General features: G+C 67.6%; 16 protein-coding genes. 7 read left to right on the forward strand and 9 right to left on the reverse strand.

Annotated elements, in window-relative coordinates:
* The first annotated feature begins 9 nt into the window (after positions 1-9).
* The 3 genes from ACMGRF_RS12690 to ACMGRF_RS12700 all read left to right on the forward strand — a co-directional run bounded on the left by ACMGRF_RS12690 (position 10) and on the right by ACMGRF_RS12700 (position 2,218).
* Positions 10-1,185: a thiolase family protein gene (locus ACMGRF_RS12690; protein WP_049413060.1), complete on the forward strand. Its 1,176-nt coding sequence runs from the start codon at positions 10-12 to the stop codon at positions 1,183-1,185.
* A gap of 124 nt (positions 1,186-1,309) precedes the next feature.
* Positions 1,310-1,651, forward strand: coding sequence for a hypothetical protein (locus ACMGRF_RS12695; protein WP_049413058.1), 342 nt, complete (start codon positions 1,310-1,312; stop codon positions 1,649-1,651).
* Between the two features lie 156 nt (positions 1,652-1,807).
* Positions 1,808-2,218 carry a hypothetical protein gene (locus tag ACMGRF_RS12700; protein WP_049413055.1) on the forward strand — a complete coding sequence of 137 codons (411 nt, stop codon included), beginning with the start codon at positions 1,808-1,810 and terminating at the stop codon, positions 2,216-2,218.
* A gap of 188 nt (positions 2,219-2,406) precedes the next feature.
* On the opposite strand, the gene ACMGRF_RS12705 is transcribed toward ACMGRF_RS12700, so the two are convergent.
* Entirely contained in the window at positions 2,407-4,044 is a 1,638-nt protein-coding gene (locus tag ACMGRF_RS12705) for an acyl-CoA dehydrogenase family protein (RefSeq protein WP_049437998.1), read from the reverse strand.
* Positions 4,045-4,157: 113 nt separating this feature from the next.
* Between ACMGRF_RS12705 and ACMGRF_RS12710 the strand changes: the two genes are divergently transcribed.
* The 4 genes from ACMGRF_RS12710 to pdeM are packed head-to-tail and all read left to right on the forward strand — an operon-like array spanning position 4,158 to position 9,847.
* Positions 4,158-5,156, forward strand: a complete 999-nt coding sequence (locus ACMGRF_RS12710) for a ligase-associated DNA damage response exonuclease (RefSeq protein WP_049413051.1) — start codon at positions 4,158-4,160, stop codon at positions 5,154-5,156.
* On the forward strand, positions 5,153-6,760 hold the full coding sequence (locus ACMGRF_RS12715) for an ATP-dependent DNA ligase (RefSeq protein ID WP_049437994.1): 1,608 nt from the start codon (positions 5,153-5,155) through the stop codon (positions 6,758-6,760). Before ACMGRF_RS12710 ends, ACMGRF_RS12715 begins: the two co-directional genes overlap by 4 nt.
* Positions 6,757-9,216 (forward strand): ligase-associated DNA damage response DEXH box helicase, encoded by a 2,460-nt coding sequence (locus tag ACMGRF_RS12720; protein ID WP_180881142.1) that lies wholly within the window; start codon positions 6,757-6,759, stop codon positions 9,214-9,216. The genes ACMGRF_RS12715 and ACMGRF_RS12720 overlap by 4 nt, the downstream gene beginning before the upstream one ends.
* On the forward strand, positions 9,206-9,847 hold the full coding sequence (gene pdeM, locus ACMGRF_RS12725) for a ligase-associated DNA damage response endonuclease PdeM (protein ID WP_180881141.1): 642 nt from the start codon (positions 9,206-9,208) through the stop codon (positions 9,845-9,847). The genes ACMGRF_RS12720 and pdeM overlap by 11 nt, the downstream gene beginning before the upstream one ends.
* Before the next feature lies 1 nt (position 9,848).
* Here pdeM and ACMGRF_RS12730 read toward each other — a convergent pair whose 3' ends face one another.
* The 8 genes from ACMGRF_RS12730 to ACMGRF_RS12765 all read right to left on the reverse strand — a co-directional run bounded on the left by ACMGRF_RS12730 (position 9,849) and on the right by ACMGRF_RS12765 (position 15,834).
* Entirely contained in the window at positions 9,849-10,118 is a 270-nt protein-coding gene (locus ACMGRF_RS12730) for a hypothetical protein (RefSeq protein WP_049413041.1), read from the reverse strand.
* Positions 10,119-10,296: 178 nt separating this feature from the next.
* Positions 10,297-11,565 carry an FAD-dependent oxidoreductase gene (locus tag ACMGRF_RS12735; protein ID WP_049437987.1) on the reverse strand — a complete coding sequence of 423 codons (1,269 nt, stop codon included), beginning with the start codon at positions 11,563-11,565 and terminating at the stop codon, positions 10,297-10,299.
* A gap of 125 nt (positions 11,566-11,690) precedes the next feature.
* On the reverse strand, positions 11,691-11,897 hold the full coding sequence (locus ACMGRF_RS12740) for a cold-shock protein (RefSeq protein ID WP_005410590.1): 207 nt from the start codon (positions 11,895-11,897) through the stop codon (positions 11,691-11,693).
* An 88-nt stretch (positions 11,898-11,985) separates the two neighbouring features.
* Complete coding sequence (locus ACMGRF_RS12745) at positions 11,986-12,732, reverse strand: S-methyl-5'-thioinosine phosphorylase (RefSeq protein ID WP_005418222.1); 747 nt, start codon at positions 12,730-12,732, stop codon at positions 11,986-11,988.
* 81 nt (positions 12,733-12,813) lie between these two features.
* Positions 12,814-13,368 (reverse strand): hypoxanthine-guanine phosphoribosyltransferase, encoded by a 555-nt coding sequence (locus ACMGRF_RS12750; RefSeq protein WP_005418223.1) that lies wholly within the window; start codon positions 13,366-13,368, stop codon positions 12,814-12,816.
* Positions 13,368-14,375, reverse strand: a complete 1,008-nt coding sequence (gene nagZ / locus ACMGRF_RS12755) for a beta-N-acetylhexosaminidase (RefSeq protein WP_049413037.1) — start codon at positions 14,373-14,375, stop codon at positions 13,368-13,370. The genes ACMGRF_RS12750 and nagZ overlap by 1 nt, the downstream gene beginning before the upstream one ends.
* Before the next feature lie 163 nt (positions 14,376-14,538).
* A complete protein-coding gene (locus tag ACMGRF_RS12760; RefSeq protein WP_049413070.1) occupies positions 14,539-15,231 on the reverse strand; it encodes a DsbA family oxidoreductase in 693 nt (230 codons plus the stop codon).
* 117 nt (positions 15,232-15,348) lie between these two features.
* Positions 15,349-15,834, reverse strand: coding sequence for a CYTH domain-containing protein (locus ACMGRF_RS12765; RefSeq protein WP_031270571.1), 486 nt, complete (start codon positions 15,832-15,834; stop codon positions 15,349-15,351).
* Positions 15,835-15,841 lie beyond the last annotated feature (7 nt).

Below are 15,841 nucleotides of genomic sequence, written 5' to 3' on the forward strand. Positions count from 1 at the left end.
GAGATTGCCATGTCCAACATCGTCATCGCCGCCGCCAAGCGCACCGCCATCGGCTCCTTCCTCGGCCAGTTCAACGGCGTGCCGACCCCGACCCTCGGCGCGGCCGCCATCGCGGCCGCCCTGGAACAGTCGGGCGTGCCGGCCAGCGACGTCTCTGAAGTCCTCATGGGCTGCGTGCTGCCGGCCAACCTCGGCCAGGCGCCCGCCCGCCAGGCGGCGATCGCCGCCGGCATTCCGCTGTCGACCGGTGCCACCACCCTCAACAAGGTGTGCGGCTCGGGCATGAAGACCATCATGCTCGGCCATGACCTGATCAAGGCCGGTTCGGCCAGCATCGTGGTCGCCGGTGGCATGGAATCGATGTCCAACGCCCCGCACCTGCTGCCCAACTCGCGTACGGGCAACCGCTTCGGCAACTTCCAGGCGATCGACCACATGGCCCACGACGGTCTGGTCAACGCCTACGACGGCAAGGCCATGGGTGAATTCGCCGAATGCGCCGTGGACAAGTACCAGTTCAGCCGCGAGGAACAGGACGCCTACGCGATCGAATCGGTCAAGCGCGCACAGGCCGCACAGGCCAATGGGGCATTCGCCGACGAGATCGTCGCGGTGAAGGTGGCCACCCGCAAGGGTGAGGTCGAGGTCGCCACCGACGAGCAACCCGGCCGCTCCGACATCGCCAAGATCCCGACCCTGCGCCCGGCCTTCAAGAAGGACGGCAGCGTCACCGCCGCCAGCTCCTCCAGCATCTCCGACGGCGCCGCTGCGGTGGTCCTGCTGACCGAAGAAGACGCCAACGCACGTGGCATTACCCCGCTGGCGCGCATCGTCGGCCACGCCACCCATTCGCAGGAACCGGAGTGGTTCACCACCGCCCCGATCGGCGCGATCCGCACGCTGCTGGCCAAGACCGGATGGTCGCTGGACCAGATCGACCTGTTCGAAATCAATGAGGCCTTCGCCGTGGTGGCGATGGCACCGATGCGGGAACTGGGCATCCCGCACGACAAGCTCAACGTGAATGGCGGGGCCTGCGCACTGGGTCATCCCATCGGTGCCTCCGGTGCACGCCTGGTGGTGACCCTGGTCAATGCCCTGCGCACGCGCGGTGGCAAGCGCGGCATTGCCACCCTGTGCATCGGTGGCGGTGAAGCAACAGCCATCGCCATCGAATTGATTTAAAAAGATTTAACGACGATTTCTCAAAAATGAATGCGGGATCGCTTGACACCCAATCTTGGCTTGTCATCATGTTGTCGGCGCGCAGCATGCGCGTTGCCTAATTCTAACGACGAGGATTTACACAATGAGCATCAACAAGCTGCTGGTCGCGATGTCCCTGGCTCTGGCCCTGGCCGCCTGCTCGAAGCAGGAAGCTGCCCAGGACGCCGCTGCTTCGGCCAACGAAGCCGCCACCGAAGCCCAGGCTGCTGCCGACCAGGCCGCCGCTGCCGGCGCCCAGACCGCCGACGCTGCCCAGCAGGCTGCCAACACCGCCGCCACCGCTGCTGACGCTGCGACCGACGCTGCTGCCAGCACCGCTGCTGCCGCGACCGACGCTGCTGCTGGCGAAGCCAAGGACGCTGCCAAGGCTGCCGAAGCTACCGCTGAGCAGGCCAAGGACGCTGCTGAAGAAGCCAAGAAGTAATAACTTCTTTCTTCAGGCTGTTCCGGAAAAGCCGCTGGTTCGCCAGCGGCTTTTTCTTTGGCCTGCTGCCTGCGCGCGCACCTCGGATCGCGACCCCGTCTTCACAACGGCATGAATAGGCTGGCGTCCCCATCCATTGCAGTAGCGGAGACCGCCATGAAGATTCGCCCGATCACCACCACGCTGCTGGCCGCCTCCCTGCTGCTGGCCCTGGCCGCCTGCAAGGGTCCGGAAGCCGAACAGGCCAAGCAGGACGCGCAGCAGGCCGCCGACAGCGCCGGCGCTGCCGCCCGTGACGCCGTGGACAAGGCCGCCGAAGCCACCCGCAACGCTGCCGACAAGACCGCTGCCGCTTCCGAGCAGGCCGCCGCCGATACCCAGCAGGCACTGGACAAGGCCGCAGACGCCACCGCGAACGCCGCAGACAAGGCCAAGGATGCCGCCACCGACGCCGCTGCACATGCCAGCGACGCCACTGCGGACGCCGCACAGAAGGTTGCTGACAAGGCCCGTGATGTCGCCAATGACGCAAAGGCCAACGCCGCCAAGGAAGAAGCCAAGCACTAAGGCGTACCGGCAGCCGGGCATCGGCTCGGCGCTACTGGAAAAGCCGCGGCACTGCCGCGGCTTTTCTGCTTCCTGCAATTCGCATTTTCTGTTGATTTCGTGGTGTGCGCCCACGGAAATCGTCCGCAGCCCACTCACGACGCAGACTCCGCGCCGCCCACCACAAGGGGGCTCCGCCGTTGGCCGCCCTACGGCAGCGCGCGCGCCAGCATTGCCGACAGATCCACACCCGCCGGCAGCGTCCCGAACACCAGCCCATGCTGCCCTTCCAGCCGGCTGCACACGAACGCTTCAGCCATTGGACTGCCCGCCCGCAACATCAACGCGGCCTGCAACAGCAGCGCAGTGCGCTCGCAGAACAGCCTCGCCTGCGACTCATCCGGTGCCGGTGCCGCTGCCCAACGCTGCAAGGCCGCTGCGTAGCGCGCATCACGATCGGCCACTGCTGCCAGCTCGGCGCGCAGCGCCGCCAGCGCCTCCGGTTCACGTGCCAGCGCGCGCAGTACGTCCAGGCACTGGATGTTGCCACTGCCTTCCCAGATCGAATTCAACGGCGCCTGCCGGTACAGCCGCGGCAGCATCGATTCCTCCACATAGCCTGCGCCGCCGAGGCATTCCTGCGCTTCGTTGACGAAGGCCGGCGCGCGCTTGCACAGCCAGTACTTGCCCAGCGCCGTTCCCACCCGTGCCAGCGCAGCTTCGTTGGCATCCACGCCTGCGCGATCCACTGCGCGTGCGATGCGCATCGAAAGTACCGTGGCCGCTTCCGATTCCAGTGCCAGGTCGGCCAGCACATTGGTCATCAACGGGTGCTCGACCAGCAGCTTGCCGAAGGTGCGGCGATGGCGTGCGTGGTGCAACGCCTGCGCCAACGCCATGCGCATTTCCGCCGCTGCGCCCAGCATGCAATCCAGGCGGGTCATCATCACCATGCCGATGATGGTGGCCACGCCACGCCCCTCCTCGCCCACCCGCCATGCCTGCGCGCCGCAGAACTCGACTTCGCTGGAGGCATTGGCCCAATCGCCGAGCTTGTCCTTCAACCGCATCAGGCGGAACGCATTGCGGTCACCGTCGGCCAGCCGACGCGGCATCAGCAGGCAGGTCAGTCCTCCCGGCGCCTGCGCCAGCACCAGGAAGCCATCGCACATCGGTGCGGAAAAGAACCACTTGTGGCCGACCAGGCGATAGCGCTCACCATCGATCGGTTCGGCGCGCGTGCTGTTGGAGCGCACATCCGAGCCGCCCTGCTTCTCGGTCATGCCCATGCCCAGGGTGATGCCGGCCTTGTCAGCCACCGGCACGTCGCGCGGGTCATAGACCGGCGCTGCGGCCTTGCGTGCCCACTCGGCCAGGTGCGGCTGCGTGTGCAGCACCGCTACTGCTGCATGGGTCATCGTCAACGGGCAACTGGTGCCGGCCTCGGCCTGGTGGTGCAGGTAGCTCAACACCGCACGCGCGACATGCGCGCCGGGTTGCGGTTCGTGCCAGGACAAGCCGGCGACACCGTGCGATTTCGCCGTTTCCATCAACTGGTGATAGGCCGGGTGGAACTCCACCGTATCGATGCGATGACCCTGCGCATCATGCGTGCGCAGGCGTGGGCGATCGCGGTTGGCATCGAAGCCGAGCCGGTACAGCTCGTCGCCGGCCAGCGCGCCATAGACCGCCAGCCGTGGCGCGAAGCTGCCTGCGCCTTCGCGTTGCACGGCTTCCATCAGCGCCACGTCGTCGGTCCACAACTGGCGCCCCGCGAACGGTGGCGGCTGGTTCAACACCACATGGGTTTCGTAGGGCGCGTCGCTGCTGAAGCTCGGTCCACTCATCCGGTCCATCCTGGCGGCAAGAGGTATGCGGTCCGATTGTGCCGCATGACTTGCCAAGCCCGTGTTCAGGCCGGTTCTCACCGTCTGCACGAGCGGCAGGCCACAGTGATCGCATGGCAGCCAACGACGATCTGGTGGTGCTGCGCCCGGAAGGGCTGTACTGCACCGCCGGCGATTTCCACATTGATCCCTGGCGACCGGTAGCGCGCGCGGTCATCACGCATGGCCACGGCGATCACGCCCGCCCGGGCATGGGCGAGTACCACTGCAGCGAAGGCAGCCTGCCGATCCTGCGCTGGCGCCTGGGCGATGTGCCGGTGCAGGCGCACGTCGAGGGCGTGCCGTTCCGCCTGGGCCGGGTACAGGTATCGCTGCATCCAGCCGGTCACGTCCTGGGATCTTCGCAGGTGCGCATCGACGACGGGCGGCAGGTCTGGGTCGCTTCCGGCGACTACAAGCGGCAGCCTGACCCAACCTGTGCGCCGTTCGAAGTGGTGCCCTGCGATACCTTCATCACCGAAGCCACCTTCGCCCTGCCGATCTACCGCTGGCCGGACACTTCGGCCGTCGCCGCCGAAATCGTGGCGTGGCGCCGCGAATGCGAACAACGCGGCGAGGCTGCGATCCTGCTGTGCTATGCACTGGGCAAGGCACAACGGGTGCTGGCCGAACTGCGGCCGCTGGACGATCGCCCGGCCTGGCTGCATGGCGCCATCGCCAATGGCGTGGCGGTGTACCGGCAGGCCGGCGTACCGATGCTGGAGACGCTCACCGTGGCCGAACAGGGCCGCCAGCCTGATGCCGCCGGACAGTTGATCCTCGCCCCGCCCTCGGCTGCGGGCACGCCCTGGATGCGCCGCTTCGGCCGTCACCAGCTGGGCTTCGCCTCGGGCTGGATGCAACTGCGCGGCAACCGTCGCCGCCGCAACGTCGATCGTGGCTTCGTCATTTCCGACCACGCCGATTGGCCAGCACTGCTGCAGACGATCGAACAGACCGGCGCGCAGCGGGTGATCGCCACCCATGGCAATACCGATGCGTTGATTCCGTTCCTGCGCGAACGCGGCGTGGCTGCAGAAGCCTTCCGTACCGATTTCGGGAGCGAGGAATGAAGACCTTCGCCGCGCTCTACCAACGCCTGGACCGCAGCACTGCCACGCTGGACAAGCGAGCGGCACTGGTCGATTACTTCGGCCAGGCAGGCGCGCACGATGCGGCGTGGGCGCTGTACCTGCTCAGTGGTGGCAAGGTGGGCGGCGCGCGCAGGAAGATCGCCGCCAGTGGCGAACTGCGCGCGTGGATCGCCGAGGAATCAGGGTTGCCACCGTGGCTGGTGGAGGACAGCTATGCGCAGGTGGGTGACCTGGCCGAAACGCTGACACTGCTGCTGGATGACCCACCGCATGCCTCGCCTGACCGCCCCCTGGCCGAATGGATCGAACAGCACCTGCTGGCGGTGGCCAACCAACCCGAGGCGGTGCGCCGTGCGGCGGTCGTGGCCGGCTGGCAGCAGCTGTGCAGCAGCGAACGGCTGGTGTTCAACAAGCTGCTGACCGGCGCCCTGCGCGTTGGCGTCTCGCAACGACTGGTGCAGCAGGCGCTGGCCGAGTGGTCCGGCCTGGATATTGCCCGCATCGCCCAGCGCATGCTGGGCGATTGGGTGCCCTCGCCCGGGCTGCTGGCCCAGCTGCTGTCGCCGGATGAGCTGCCGCTGGACCGGCAGCAGCCCTACCCGTTCTTCCTCGCCTCGCCACTGGAGGGCAACCCTGCCGAACGACTCGGTGCGATCGATGACTGGCTGCTGGAATGGAAGTGGGATGGCATCCGCCTGCAGCTGCTGCGCCGGCGCGGCGAGGTCGCCTTGTGGTCACGCGGCGAAGAGCGGCTGGATGGCCGCTTCCCCGAGATCGAACAGGCGGCGATGGCGCTTCCCGATGGCTGCGTGCTGGACGGCGAGCTGCTGGCCTGGGACGAAGCCGCGGACCTGCCGCGTGCATTCACCGCGCTGCAGACGCGCATCCAGCGCCGAAAACCCGGTGCGGCCACCCTGCGCAACACGCCGGTGCGGGTGCTCGCCTATGACCTGCTTGAACTCGATGGCGTGGACCTGCGCGAACGTCCGCTGCAGCAGCGGCGCGCGCGTCTCGCCGAGGTCGTCGGTGCACTGAACGATGCACGGATCCAGCTCTCGCCCGGCGTTGACGCCGACGACTGGCTTCAGGCGGCGGCAATGCGCGACGTGGCACGCGAACGCGGTGTGGAAGGACTGATGCTGAAGCGGCATGCCTCGCCCTACCAGGCCGGACGCCGCCGCGGTGACTGGTGGAAATGGAAGGTCGATCCGCTCACCATCGATGCGGTGCTCCTGTACGCGCAGGCCGGCCATGGGCGGCGCAGCACGCTGTACACCGACTACACCTTCGGCGTCTGGGACGGCGACACGCTGGTACCGGTCGCCAAGGCCTATTCGGGCCTGGATGACAAGGAAATCCTCGCGCTCGATCGCTGGATCCGCGCCAACACCCGCGAGCGCTTCGGCCCGGTGCGCAGCGTTCGCGCCGAACACGTCTTCGAGCTGGGCTTCGAGGCGGTCAACCGCAGCAGCCGGCACAAGTCGGGCATTGCCGTGCGCTTTCCGCGCATCCTGCGCTGGCGCCACGACAAGCCAGCCAGCGAAGCCGATCAGTTGGCCACGCTGCAGGCGTTGGCACGATGAACCGCAGCCAGGCACTGCGCCGGCTGGAAGACTGGTTCGCGTCCAGAGACTGGCGCTCACTGCCGTTCCAGCGCGCGATGTGGCGTCACTATCTCGCTGGCGAATCCGGGCTGCTGCACACACCCACAGGCAGCGGCAAGACACTGGCGATGTTCGGGGGGCCGCTGCTGCAGGCCATGATCGACCCGCCGCCCTCCCCCCGCCGCGCCAGCGCGGTACGCCCGCTGCAGGTGCTGTGGGTGACCCCCTTGCGCGCCTTGGCCAGCGACACCGCGCGCGCGCTGCAGACCGTGGTCGATGGGCTGGGGCTGGGTTGGCGTGTCGGCCTGCGCAGTGGTGACGCCAGCAACCGCGAACGACGCCAGGCGCGCGAAGGCCGCATCGACGTACTGGTGACCACGCCCGAATCGCTGGCGCTGTTGTTGAGCTATCCGGATACGCTGCCGCGCATGCGGCGGCTGCGCTGCGTGGTGGTGGACGAATGGCACGAACTGCTGGGCAACAAGCGCGGTGTGCTGCTGCAGTTGAACCTGGCAGTGTTGCGCCAGGCCGCGCCTGCATCGCAGCTGTGGGGACTGTCGGCCACCCTGGGCAATCTGGATGAGGCGCGCGATGTACTGCTGCCCGGGCAACCGGATGCACCGATCGTACAGGGCGTACGCCCTCGAGCAGTGAGCGTGCGCAGCGTGCTGCCGGACCCTGGCGAACATTTCCCCTGGGCCGGGCATCTCGGCCTGGCCCAGCTGCCACGGGTGCTGGAGGCACTGATGCAGGCACGCAGCAGCCTGCTGTTCACCAATACGCGCGCGCAAGCTGAATTGTGGCATCAGGCGCTGGCCGCAGTCTGGCCGGAAGAACCGGACACGCTTGCCCTGCACCACGGTTCGCTGGATCCGGCGCTGCGCCAGCAGGTGGAGGATGGCCTGCGCGCGGGTGCGCTGCGCTGCGTGGTTGCCACCTCCAGCCTCGACCTCGGCGTCGACTTCCCCGAGGTTGAGCAGGTGCTGCAGCTGGGCAGCCCGAAGGGCGTGGCGCGCCTGCGCCAGCGCGCCGGACGCGCACGCCACCGCCCGGGTGCCAGCGGTTCCATCCTGTGCGTGCCCAGCCATGCGCTGGAACTGGCCGAGTACGCTGCGGTGCGCCGTGCGTTGGCCGGGAACGTGGTCGAAGCGCGCAGGCCGCCGACGCTGCCGCTGGATGTGCTGGCCCAGCATGCGGTCAGCCGCGCCCTGGCGGGCGGCTTCGACAGCGCCGACCTGCTGGCGCAGGTGCGGCGTACCCATGCCTTCGCGTCGCTCGGCGACGACCAGTGGCAGGCCGTGCTCACATTCATCGTGCAGGGTGGCCAAGCGCTGGCCCAGTACCCCGATTTCCACAAGGTCGTGCGTGATGCCGATGGGTGGTACCGCATGCACGACCGTCGCCAGGCACTGCGCCATCGGTTGTCGATCGGCACCATCAGCAGCGATGGCAGCGTGCGCGTGCAGTTCCTGCGCGGCGGCAGCCTGGGCGCCGTGGAGGAACAATTCGCCAGCCGCCTGCGCCGTGGCGACCGCTTCCAGTTCGCCGGGCGTCTGCTGGAGCTGGTGCAGCTGCGCGACATGACCGCCTTCGTCCGGTTGGCACGAGGACGCGGTGAGGGGGTCGTGCCGCGCTGGCAGGGCGGCCAGTTGCCGCTGTCGATGCCGCTGGGCCGCGAGCTGGAGTGGGTACTGTCCGGTGCTGACGACAGCCCCGAATCACGCTGGCTGGCACCCTTGCTGGCACTGCAGCAGCGGTTGTCGGCGCTTCCCGGCCCAGCCCATCTGCTGGTGGAAGATGTGCGGCGTCGCGAAGGCCAGTTCCTGTTCGTCTATCCCTTTGCTGGCCGCCACGTGCATGAGGCGCTGGCCGCCCTGCTGGCGCTGCGCTGTACCCGCCGGCAGCGCAACAGCATCGGCTATGCGGTGAACGATCACGGCCTGGTGCTGGCACCGGCACAGGCCATCGATCTGGATGCGGCGCAATGGCGGGCGCTGTTCGCCACCGATCAGCTGCTGGATGATCTGCGTGCTGCGGTGAACCTGGGCGAGCTGGCGCGTCGCCAGTTCCGCGGCATTGCACGCGTCGCCGGCCTGCTGGTCCCCAGCCTGCCCGGTGGCATGCCAAGGGCACTGCGCCAGCTGCAGGCGTCCGCGGGACTGCTCTACGACGTACTGCGCGAGCACGACCCGGATCACCTGCTGCTGGCGCTGGCGGAACAGGAAGTGCTGAATGACAGCCTCGACATGCCGGGGCTGCAACAGGTACTGGCCAGGATTCGGATGCAGACCCTCTCGGTGCAGCGCCCGGCGTCACTCACGCCGTTGGGTTTCCCGCTGTGGGCCGAACGCCTGCGCGGGCAGTTCAGCAACGAAGACTGGCGTACCCGGGTGCAACGCGTGGCCCAGCAGCTGGAGCGTCGGCATGGCCGATGAACTGCCGCTGCTGCGCGCAGGCGAGTCGCTGGTGCTGCTTGGCGCGCGTGCACTGTACTGGCCCGCGCGGCAGGCACTGCTGCTCGCCGACCTGCACCTGGGCAAGGCCGATGTATTCCGCCGCGCAGGCATCGCGCTGCCCAGCGGCGGTACCGGCAAGGACCTGCAACGCCTGCAGGGGCTGCTGGACGGGCATGCCTGCCGCGAGGTGTGGATCCTGGGCGACATCCTGCATGGCCCGGCGCATCGCGCTGCGTGGTACCAGCAATGGCTGGCATGGCGCGAACGCAATGCCGCACTGGACGTGCATGTCCTGCGCGGAAATCATGACCGGCAGCTGCCGCATGCCGGGCTGCAGGTGCAGATCCACGACGAAGTACGGCTGCCACCGTTCCTGCTTCGGCATGAACCGGTGCGCGATGCGGAGCTGCATGTGATCGCCGGGCATCTGCATCCACAGATCGCTTTGCCTCCGTTGCGGCGGCGCTTCCCCGCATTCTGGCTGCGTGACAAGATGACGCTCCTGCCGGCCTTCTCCGCGTTCACCGCCGGAATCGTTCCTGTTCCCGCTGCCGGCGAACAGATGGTCGCCTGCGTGGACAACGGCCTGGTGGCACTGCCCCTGGCTTGAATCAGGCCGGACGGATATCCAGCTGCGGCATCAGCTGGAACTCAGGCGTGTCCCCTTCACGTCGCCGCGGCAAGGCCTGGATCGCCGCCAGCATCTCCTGCGCGCAGGTGCGGATGCGCGTGTGGTGCTCCGGCGACGCATGACTGATCAGGCTGCCGACATGGAACTCGAACACGTCCTCCAGCACGTCGGGCTGGTCCTCGTGCAGCATCTGCAACAGACCGCGCAGCTTGCAGATTTCCGATTCCAGCTCCTCGACCGCGAACAACATGGCATCCTCCTTCGACAACAGGCGGCACATCCGGGCCGCAACAGGCTGCGACGGCAGCGCCTCCCGGGCCACGCGCGATGTTGATCACGGAAAGGAAAACGGGCGACGCGCAATCGCGTGCAACCTACTTCTCGCATATGCGCAGTGATGCAACCGTTAATTCACGTGACGACGCGTTTCACGCAGTGGCCGTGATCGCGTTGATGCGAGGCACCTGCACCGCAGTGGCCAACGCGTCGACGAAAGCCGGATCCAGCGCGAGCGAACCGAACCAGCCATGCTGGGTACCGCTGAGCACACGCAGCATGTGGCCACGCCCACCCGGCAGGCGCCCCATCGGGCCGAGCAGCACGTCGCGCGCCTTCGCCCAGGCATCGTGATCGGACTGGAACAGCGGCGTCAGCCAACGGCTCCAGCGCTGGTAGACCGCAACGTGTGCCCTGCGCTGCGCCTGGTAGGCCTGCAATGCCGCGGCACCACCACCATGCGCGCGCAAGGCATCGCGCAGCGCCAGCGCATCGAGCAGCGCCATGTTCACGCCCTGGCCCAGCTGTGGGCTCATCGCATGCGCGGCGTCGCCGGCCAGCACCATGCGGCCGTGATGCCAGCGCGTCATCACCGCGTCGCGGTAGACGGCCCGTGCCAGCTGGCCGGCGTCACGCAGATGCGCGAAGCGTGCACTGGCCTGCGGCCACAGCGCATGCAGTTCGTCCAGCCAGGGCGTCATGCCGTCGGCCTGCCAACGTTCGAAATCGGCGCGTGGCAGACTCCAGAAAAAGCTCAGGCGCGGCGTGTCATCACCAGGCCGCGTACCGACCGGCAACAGCCCGATCATCTTGCGCGCGGCCACGTAGCGTTGCCGCAGCTCCTGCAGGTGTGGCCAGTCTTCCGCCGGCAACAGGCACCACAGCGCACCCCACGGATACACGCGATCCAGTCCGTTACCGTCTTTGATCGTGCCGCGCAGCGTCGAGGCCGCACCATCGGCGGCCACCACCAGGTCGAACGCACCGTGCAGGCGCCCTTCGCTGTCACGCAGGAGGCCCTGCTCGGCGTCCACTGCAGCGATGCTGACGCCGGCATGCAGCTGGCCCGCACCCGCGCGCGCATCATCCAGCAACGAGAACAGGGCCCCGCGCTGCATGCCAAGGCCGTGCAGGCGTGCGTCCAGGCCGGCGTAGCGCATGTCCATCACTGTGCGTTCGCACGGCGTATCGCCGTACAGGCGATGCACCGGCGCGGCATGCGCGCGCACGGCGTCAAGCAGGCCCATCTGCCACAGCACCTGCAGGCCGCTGGGCTGCAGCAGGAAACCGGCGCCAACCGGTCCGGGCGTGGGCACACGTTCGAAGATCTCCACCTCGTGGCCATCACGGGAGAGCAGGATGGACAATGCCTGTCCAGCGGTGCCGTAGCCGATCACGGCGATGCGCAGTCGTTCCTTCATGGGCGCATTGTGCCCGAGCGCAAATCCGCATGCCCAGCGGGGCCTCCGCCCACGGCAGCGCAATTCCTGTCGCAGCGCAAAAAAAACCCCGCCGAAGCGGGGTTTTCAACGCACTGTCGAGTGGATCACTCGGCCGGCGTGATGTTCGAAGCCTGGGCGCCCTTCGGGCCCTGGGTCACGTCATAGGTGACACGCTGGCCTTCCTGCAGGCTGCGGAAGCCCTTGGAGTTGATGGCGGAGAAGTGCGCGAACACGTCGGCGCTGCCATCCTCCGGCGAGATGAAGCCAAATCCCTTGGCGTCGTTGAACCACTTGACGGTACCGTTCGGCATGGTGATGCGAGACCTTATGCAATGAATGGGTGGTGTACGCTGAACCCGCGCACAAGCTGAGTATGCAAAGCTTGCTCGGGGAAGACAATCACCCCCGCGCCAATTCGCCCACCAGTTCCGGAAGTCCGTTGCTGGCCGCCTGCACATTGGCCAGCACTTCGGCCATCGTAATCTCCTCGCCATCACCGCAGCCGGCGGCCCAGTTGGCGATGATCGCCAGGCAGGCATAATCCAGCCCCAGCTCCCGCGCCAGTGCGGCTTCCGGCATGCCGGTCATGCCCACCAGATCGCAACCGTCGCGGCGCATGCGGGCGATTTCGGCGATGGTTTCCAGGCGCGGGCCCTGCGTTGCGCCATAGCAGCCACCGTCATGGACCGTGACACCGGTCACTTTGGCTGCCGCCAGGATCTTGCTGCGCAGCATCGGCGTGTACGGATGGCCGAAATCGACGTGGACCACGTCGGAGCCTTCTTCTTCACAGATCGTGCTGATGCGGCCCCAGGTGTAGTCGATGATCTGGTCCGGGCAGGCGAGCACGCGCGGACCGAAGTTCTCGGTGATGCCACCCACCGTGTTCAATGCCAGCACCCGCTGCGCGCCCAGCTGCTGCAGCGCAGCCAGGTTGGCGCGGTAGTTGATCTTGTGCGGCGGCAGCGAATGCCCCTCGCCATGCCGCGCCAGGAAGGCCACGCGATGGCCGAGCAGCGTGCCCACGCGCACCGGACCGGACGGGCGGCCGAAGCGGGTGTCGACCTCGTGGGTCTGCACGTCGTCAAGCTTGGCCAGGTTGTAGACACCGGTACCGCCGATCACGGCCAGGGCGATCTGTTGCATTCGAAGCACTCCATGAAAAGACGAACGCCGGCACCCGAGGATGCCGGCGATGGAAAAGACGCGCCGCGGGCGGTCGCGCTGTTATTCCTTCATTGCGTAGATGGCCGGCACGCAGCGCAGGGTCTCGTTGACGTCCATGCCGAAGCCGAACACGTAGCGGTCCGGCAGCTCGATGCCCGCGTAATCAGCGGTCACATCAGGCAGCGCACGGTCGTGCTTCTTCACGGTCATCGCAGCGATGCGCACATCGGTCGCGCCCTGTTCCAGGCACCAGGTGCGAACGCCCTGCAGGGTGTAGCCCTCGTCGAGGATGTCGTCGACCAGCAGCACGCGGCGGCCGAACAGCGAGGTGGCCGGCTTGTGCTTCCAGACCAGGTCACCGCCGGTGGTTTCACCGCGGTAGCGGGTGGCGTGCAGGTAATCGAACTGCACGTCCTGGCCGCGCGCGCCCAGTTCCAGCGCCAGCTGGCCGGCGAACGGCAGCGCACCATGCATGATCGACAGGAACAACGGCACCTCGCCCTTGTAATCGCGCGCGATGGCGTCGGCGATAGCAGCGATGGCCTTGTCGATGGTGGGGCGGTCGACCAGCAGGTCAGCCTGGGCCAAGGCCTGGGAAATGGTGAGGTTGGGCATCAGACGGTTCTTCCAAGGGTTTCAAGCAGACGGGATTGGGTGTCGCCATGGCGGGCATCGGCCAGCAGGCCGTCCCAGCCGAGCGCGCCGCGGCCGAGCAGGCCCAGCAGCGCAGCAGTATTGAGGGAGCGTCCCTGCACCGCATGCAGGGCTTCATCGACCAGTTCCGGATGGCAGACCAGCACCACGTCGCAGCCGGCGTCCAGGTGCGCGTGCACGCGTGCCGGCACGCCGCCGGCGCTGTGCGAGGCGGCCATGCCGATGTCATCGGAGAACACCACGCCGCGGAAGCCGAGTTCGCCGCGCAGGACGTCCTGGATCCAGCGTGGGGAATAGCCGGCGGGCTCCGGTGCCACCTGCGGATAGATCACGTGCGCCATCATCACCGCATCGGCACCCGCGGCGATGCCGGCCTGGAACGGCACCAGGTCCTGCGCGCGCAGTTCGTCCAGCGCGCGTGGATCGATCGCGGTATCCACGTGGGTGTCCTCCAGCACGGTGCCGTGGCCAGGGAAATGCTTGAGCGTGGCGGCCATGCCGACCGCGTGCATGCCGCGCACATAGGCTGCGGTGAACGCGGCCACGACCTGCGGGTCTTCACTGAAGGCACGGTTGCCGATGGCGCGGTTGCCGCGGCCAAGGTCGACCACCGGGGCGAAGCTGAGATCCAGGCCGCTGGCGCGGACTTCACTGGCCATCAGCCACGCGTGCTGCTCGGCCAGCGCCAGGGCCTGCTGCGGGTCGGTGGCGTACAGGGCACCAATGTCCTGCAGCGGCGGAAGATCGCTGTAACCCTCGCGGAAGCGCTGTACGCGGCCGCCCTCCTGGTCCACGCAGATCAGCTGCGGGCGCGGGGCAGCGGCACGGATGGCCGCGCTCAGATCGGTCACCTGCTGGCGCGAGGCAAAGTTGCGCTTGAACAGCACCACCCCGGCCACGGCATCGTGCTGCAGCCAGTCACGTTCCTGGGCGGTCAGTTCGGTGCCGGCAACGCCGATCAGCAGCATGGTCGATCTCCACAACGCGCGCCCGCATGGCGCAGTGCCGCATTGTCGCAGAACCGGCCGACAGGCGCAGTGGTCAAGGCAAAAGGGAAACGTGGGGGTCAGAGCCCCTGCGGAGATCCGACCCCGGCGTCAGATCCCCGCAGGGGGTCTGACGCCGACCTGCTCAGACCTTGCAGCCGTCCGGGCCGCAGGCCTCGTCACCGGCTGCGGCAGCCGACGCCCCCTGCTCGGCACCAATCTGGCGCAGGGCGTTGGCGAAGGCTTCGGGTGGCTGCGCCCCGGAAATCGCCCACTTGCCATCGATCACGAAGGTCGGCACCGAAGAAATGCCCAATGCATGGGCCTGCGCCAGCTTGGCGTCGACCTCGGCCAGGCCGCGGTCGGAGGCCAGCATCTGCGCGATTTCGCCACCGTCCAGGCCGCCTGCCACGCCGGCCTTGATCAGCACCGAAGGGTCCGCCAGGTTCTGCCCATGTTCGAAGTGGGCGCGGAACAGCGCTTCACCCACCGCATCCTGCACGCCATGCTCGCCGGCCAGCCACAGCACCCGGTGCGCCGGCAGCGTGGTCACCCGCACCTGGCCCTGGTTGAAATCCATCGGCAACCCCTCCGCGCGCGCGGTGGTCTGGGTCTGGCCGAGGATCTGCTCGGTACGCTCGACGCCCCCGAACTTGCGCGCATAGGCCTCGCGCAGCGGCACCGGGGTGGCGTCCGCATCCGGGTCCAGCTGGAACGGCTGCCAGTGGATATCGAGGTCAGGCGCGTTCGGGCCCAGCAACTGCACCCCCTGCTGGAAACGATGCTTGCCGATCCAGCACCAGGGGCAGACCACGTCGGAGTAGATGTCGATTCTCATGTCCACGACATGGGGACCGCCTCCCCCGATAAAAGGGGACGGAGGGGATTAAGTCGCTTTCCGCACAGGCGGGGTAAAGACGACTTAATCCCCTCCGTCCCCTTTTCTTGGGGGGCTTCACCACTCTGAATACGGGCGGCTGGCAAGCGCAACGTTGTAGTAGCGGGCGTCATCGGTCACTTCGGCGCCGACCCAGTCCGGCAGGTCGATGGCCTGGTCGGCGCTTTCCAGCTCGACTTCGGCCACCACCAGGCCGGCGTTGTCGCCGAGGAACTCGTCCACTTCCCAGGTCAGGCCGGCGTGTTCGACCAGATGGCGGCGCTTGTCGATCAGGCCGCCGACGCACAGCGCCAGCAGTGCGCGCGCGTCCTCCACCGGGATCGGGTAGTCGAACTCCTGCCGGGTATGGCCGAGGGTGCGCGACTTCAGGTTCAGCGCGGCGTGGTCGCCTTCGATGCGCACGCGCACCGAGGCGTTCTGGGTGCCGCGATCGAGCGCGCCCATGTCGTTGATGTAGCCCTGCGCCATCGGGATCACCCGATGCGCGGCGGTGCGCCAGCCATCGCTGCTGACCAGGAATTTGCGTTCGATTTCGATGCCCATGGCGCAA

It is taken from the genome of Stenotrophomonas sp. EMP41 (assembly GCF_047495535.1).
Classification (GTDB): Bacteria; Pseudomonadota; Gammaproteobacteria; order Xanthomonadales; family Xanthomonadaceae; genus Stenotrophomonas; species Stenotrophomonas sepilia.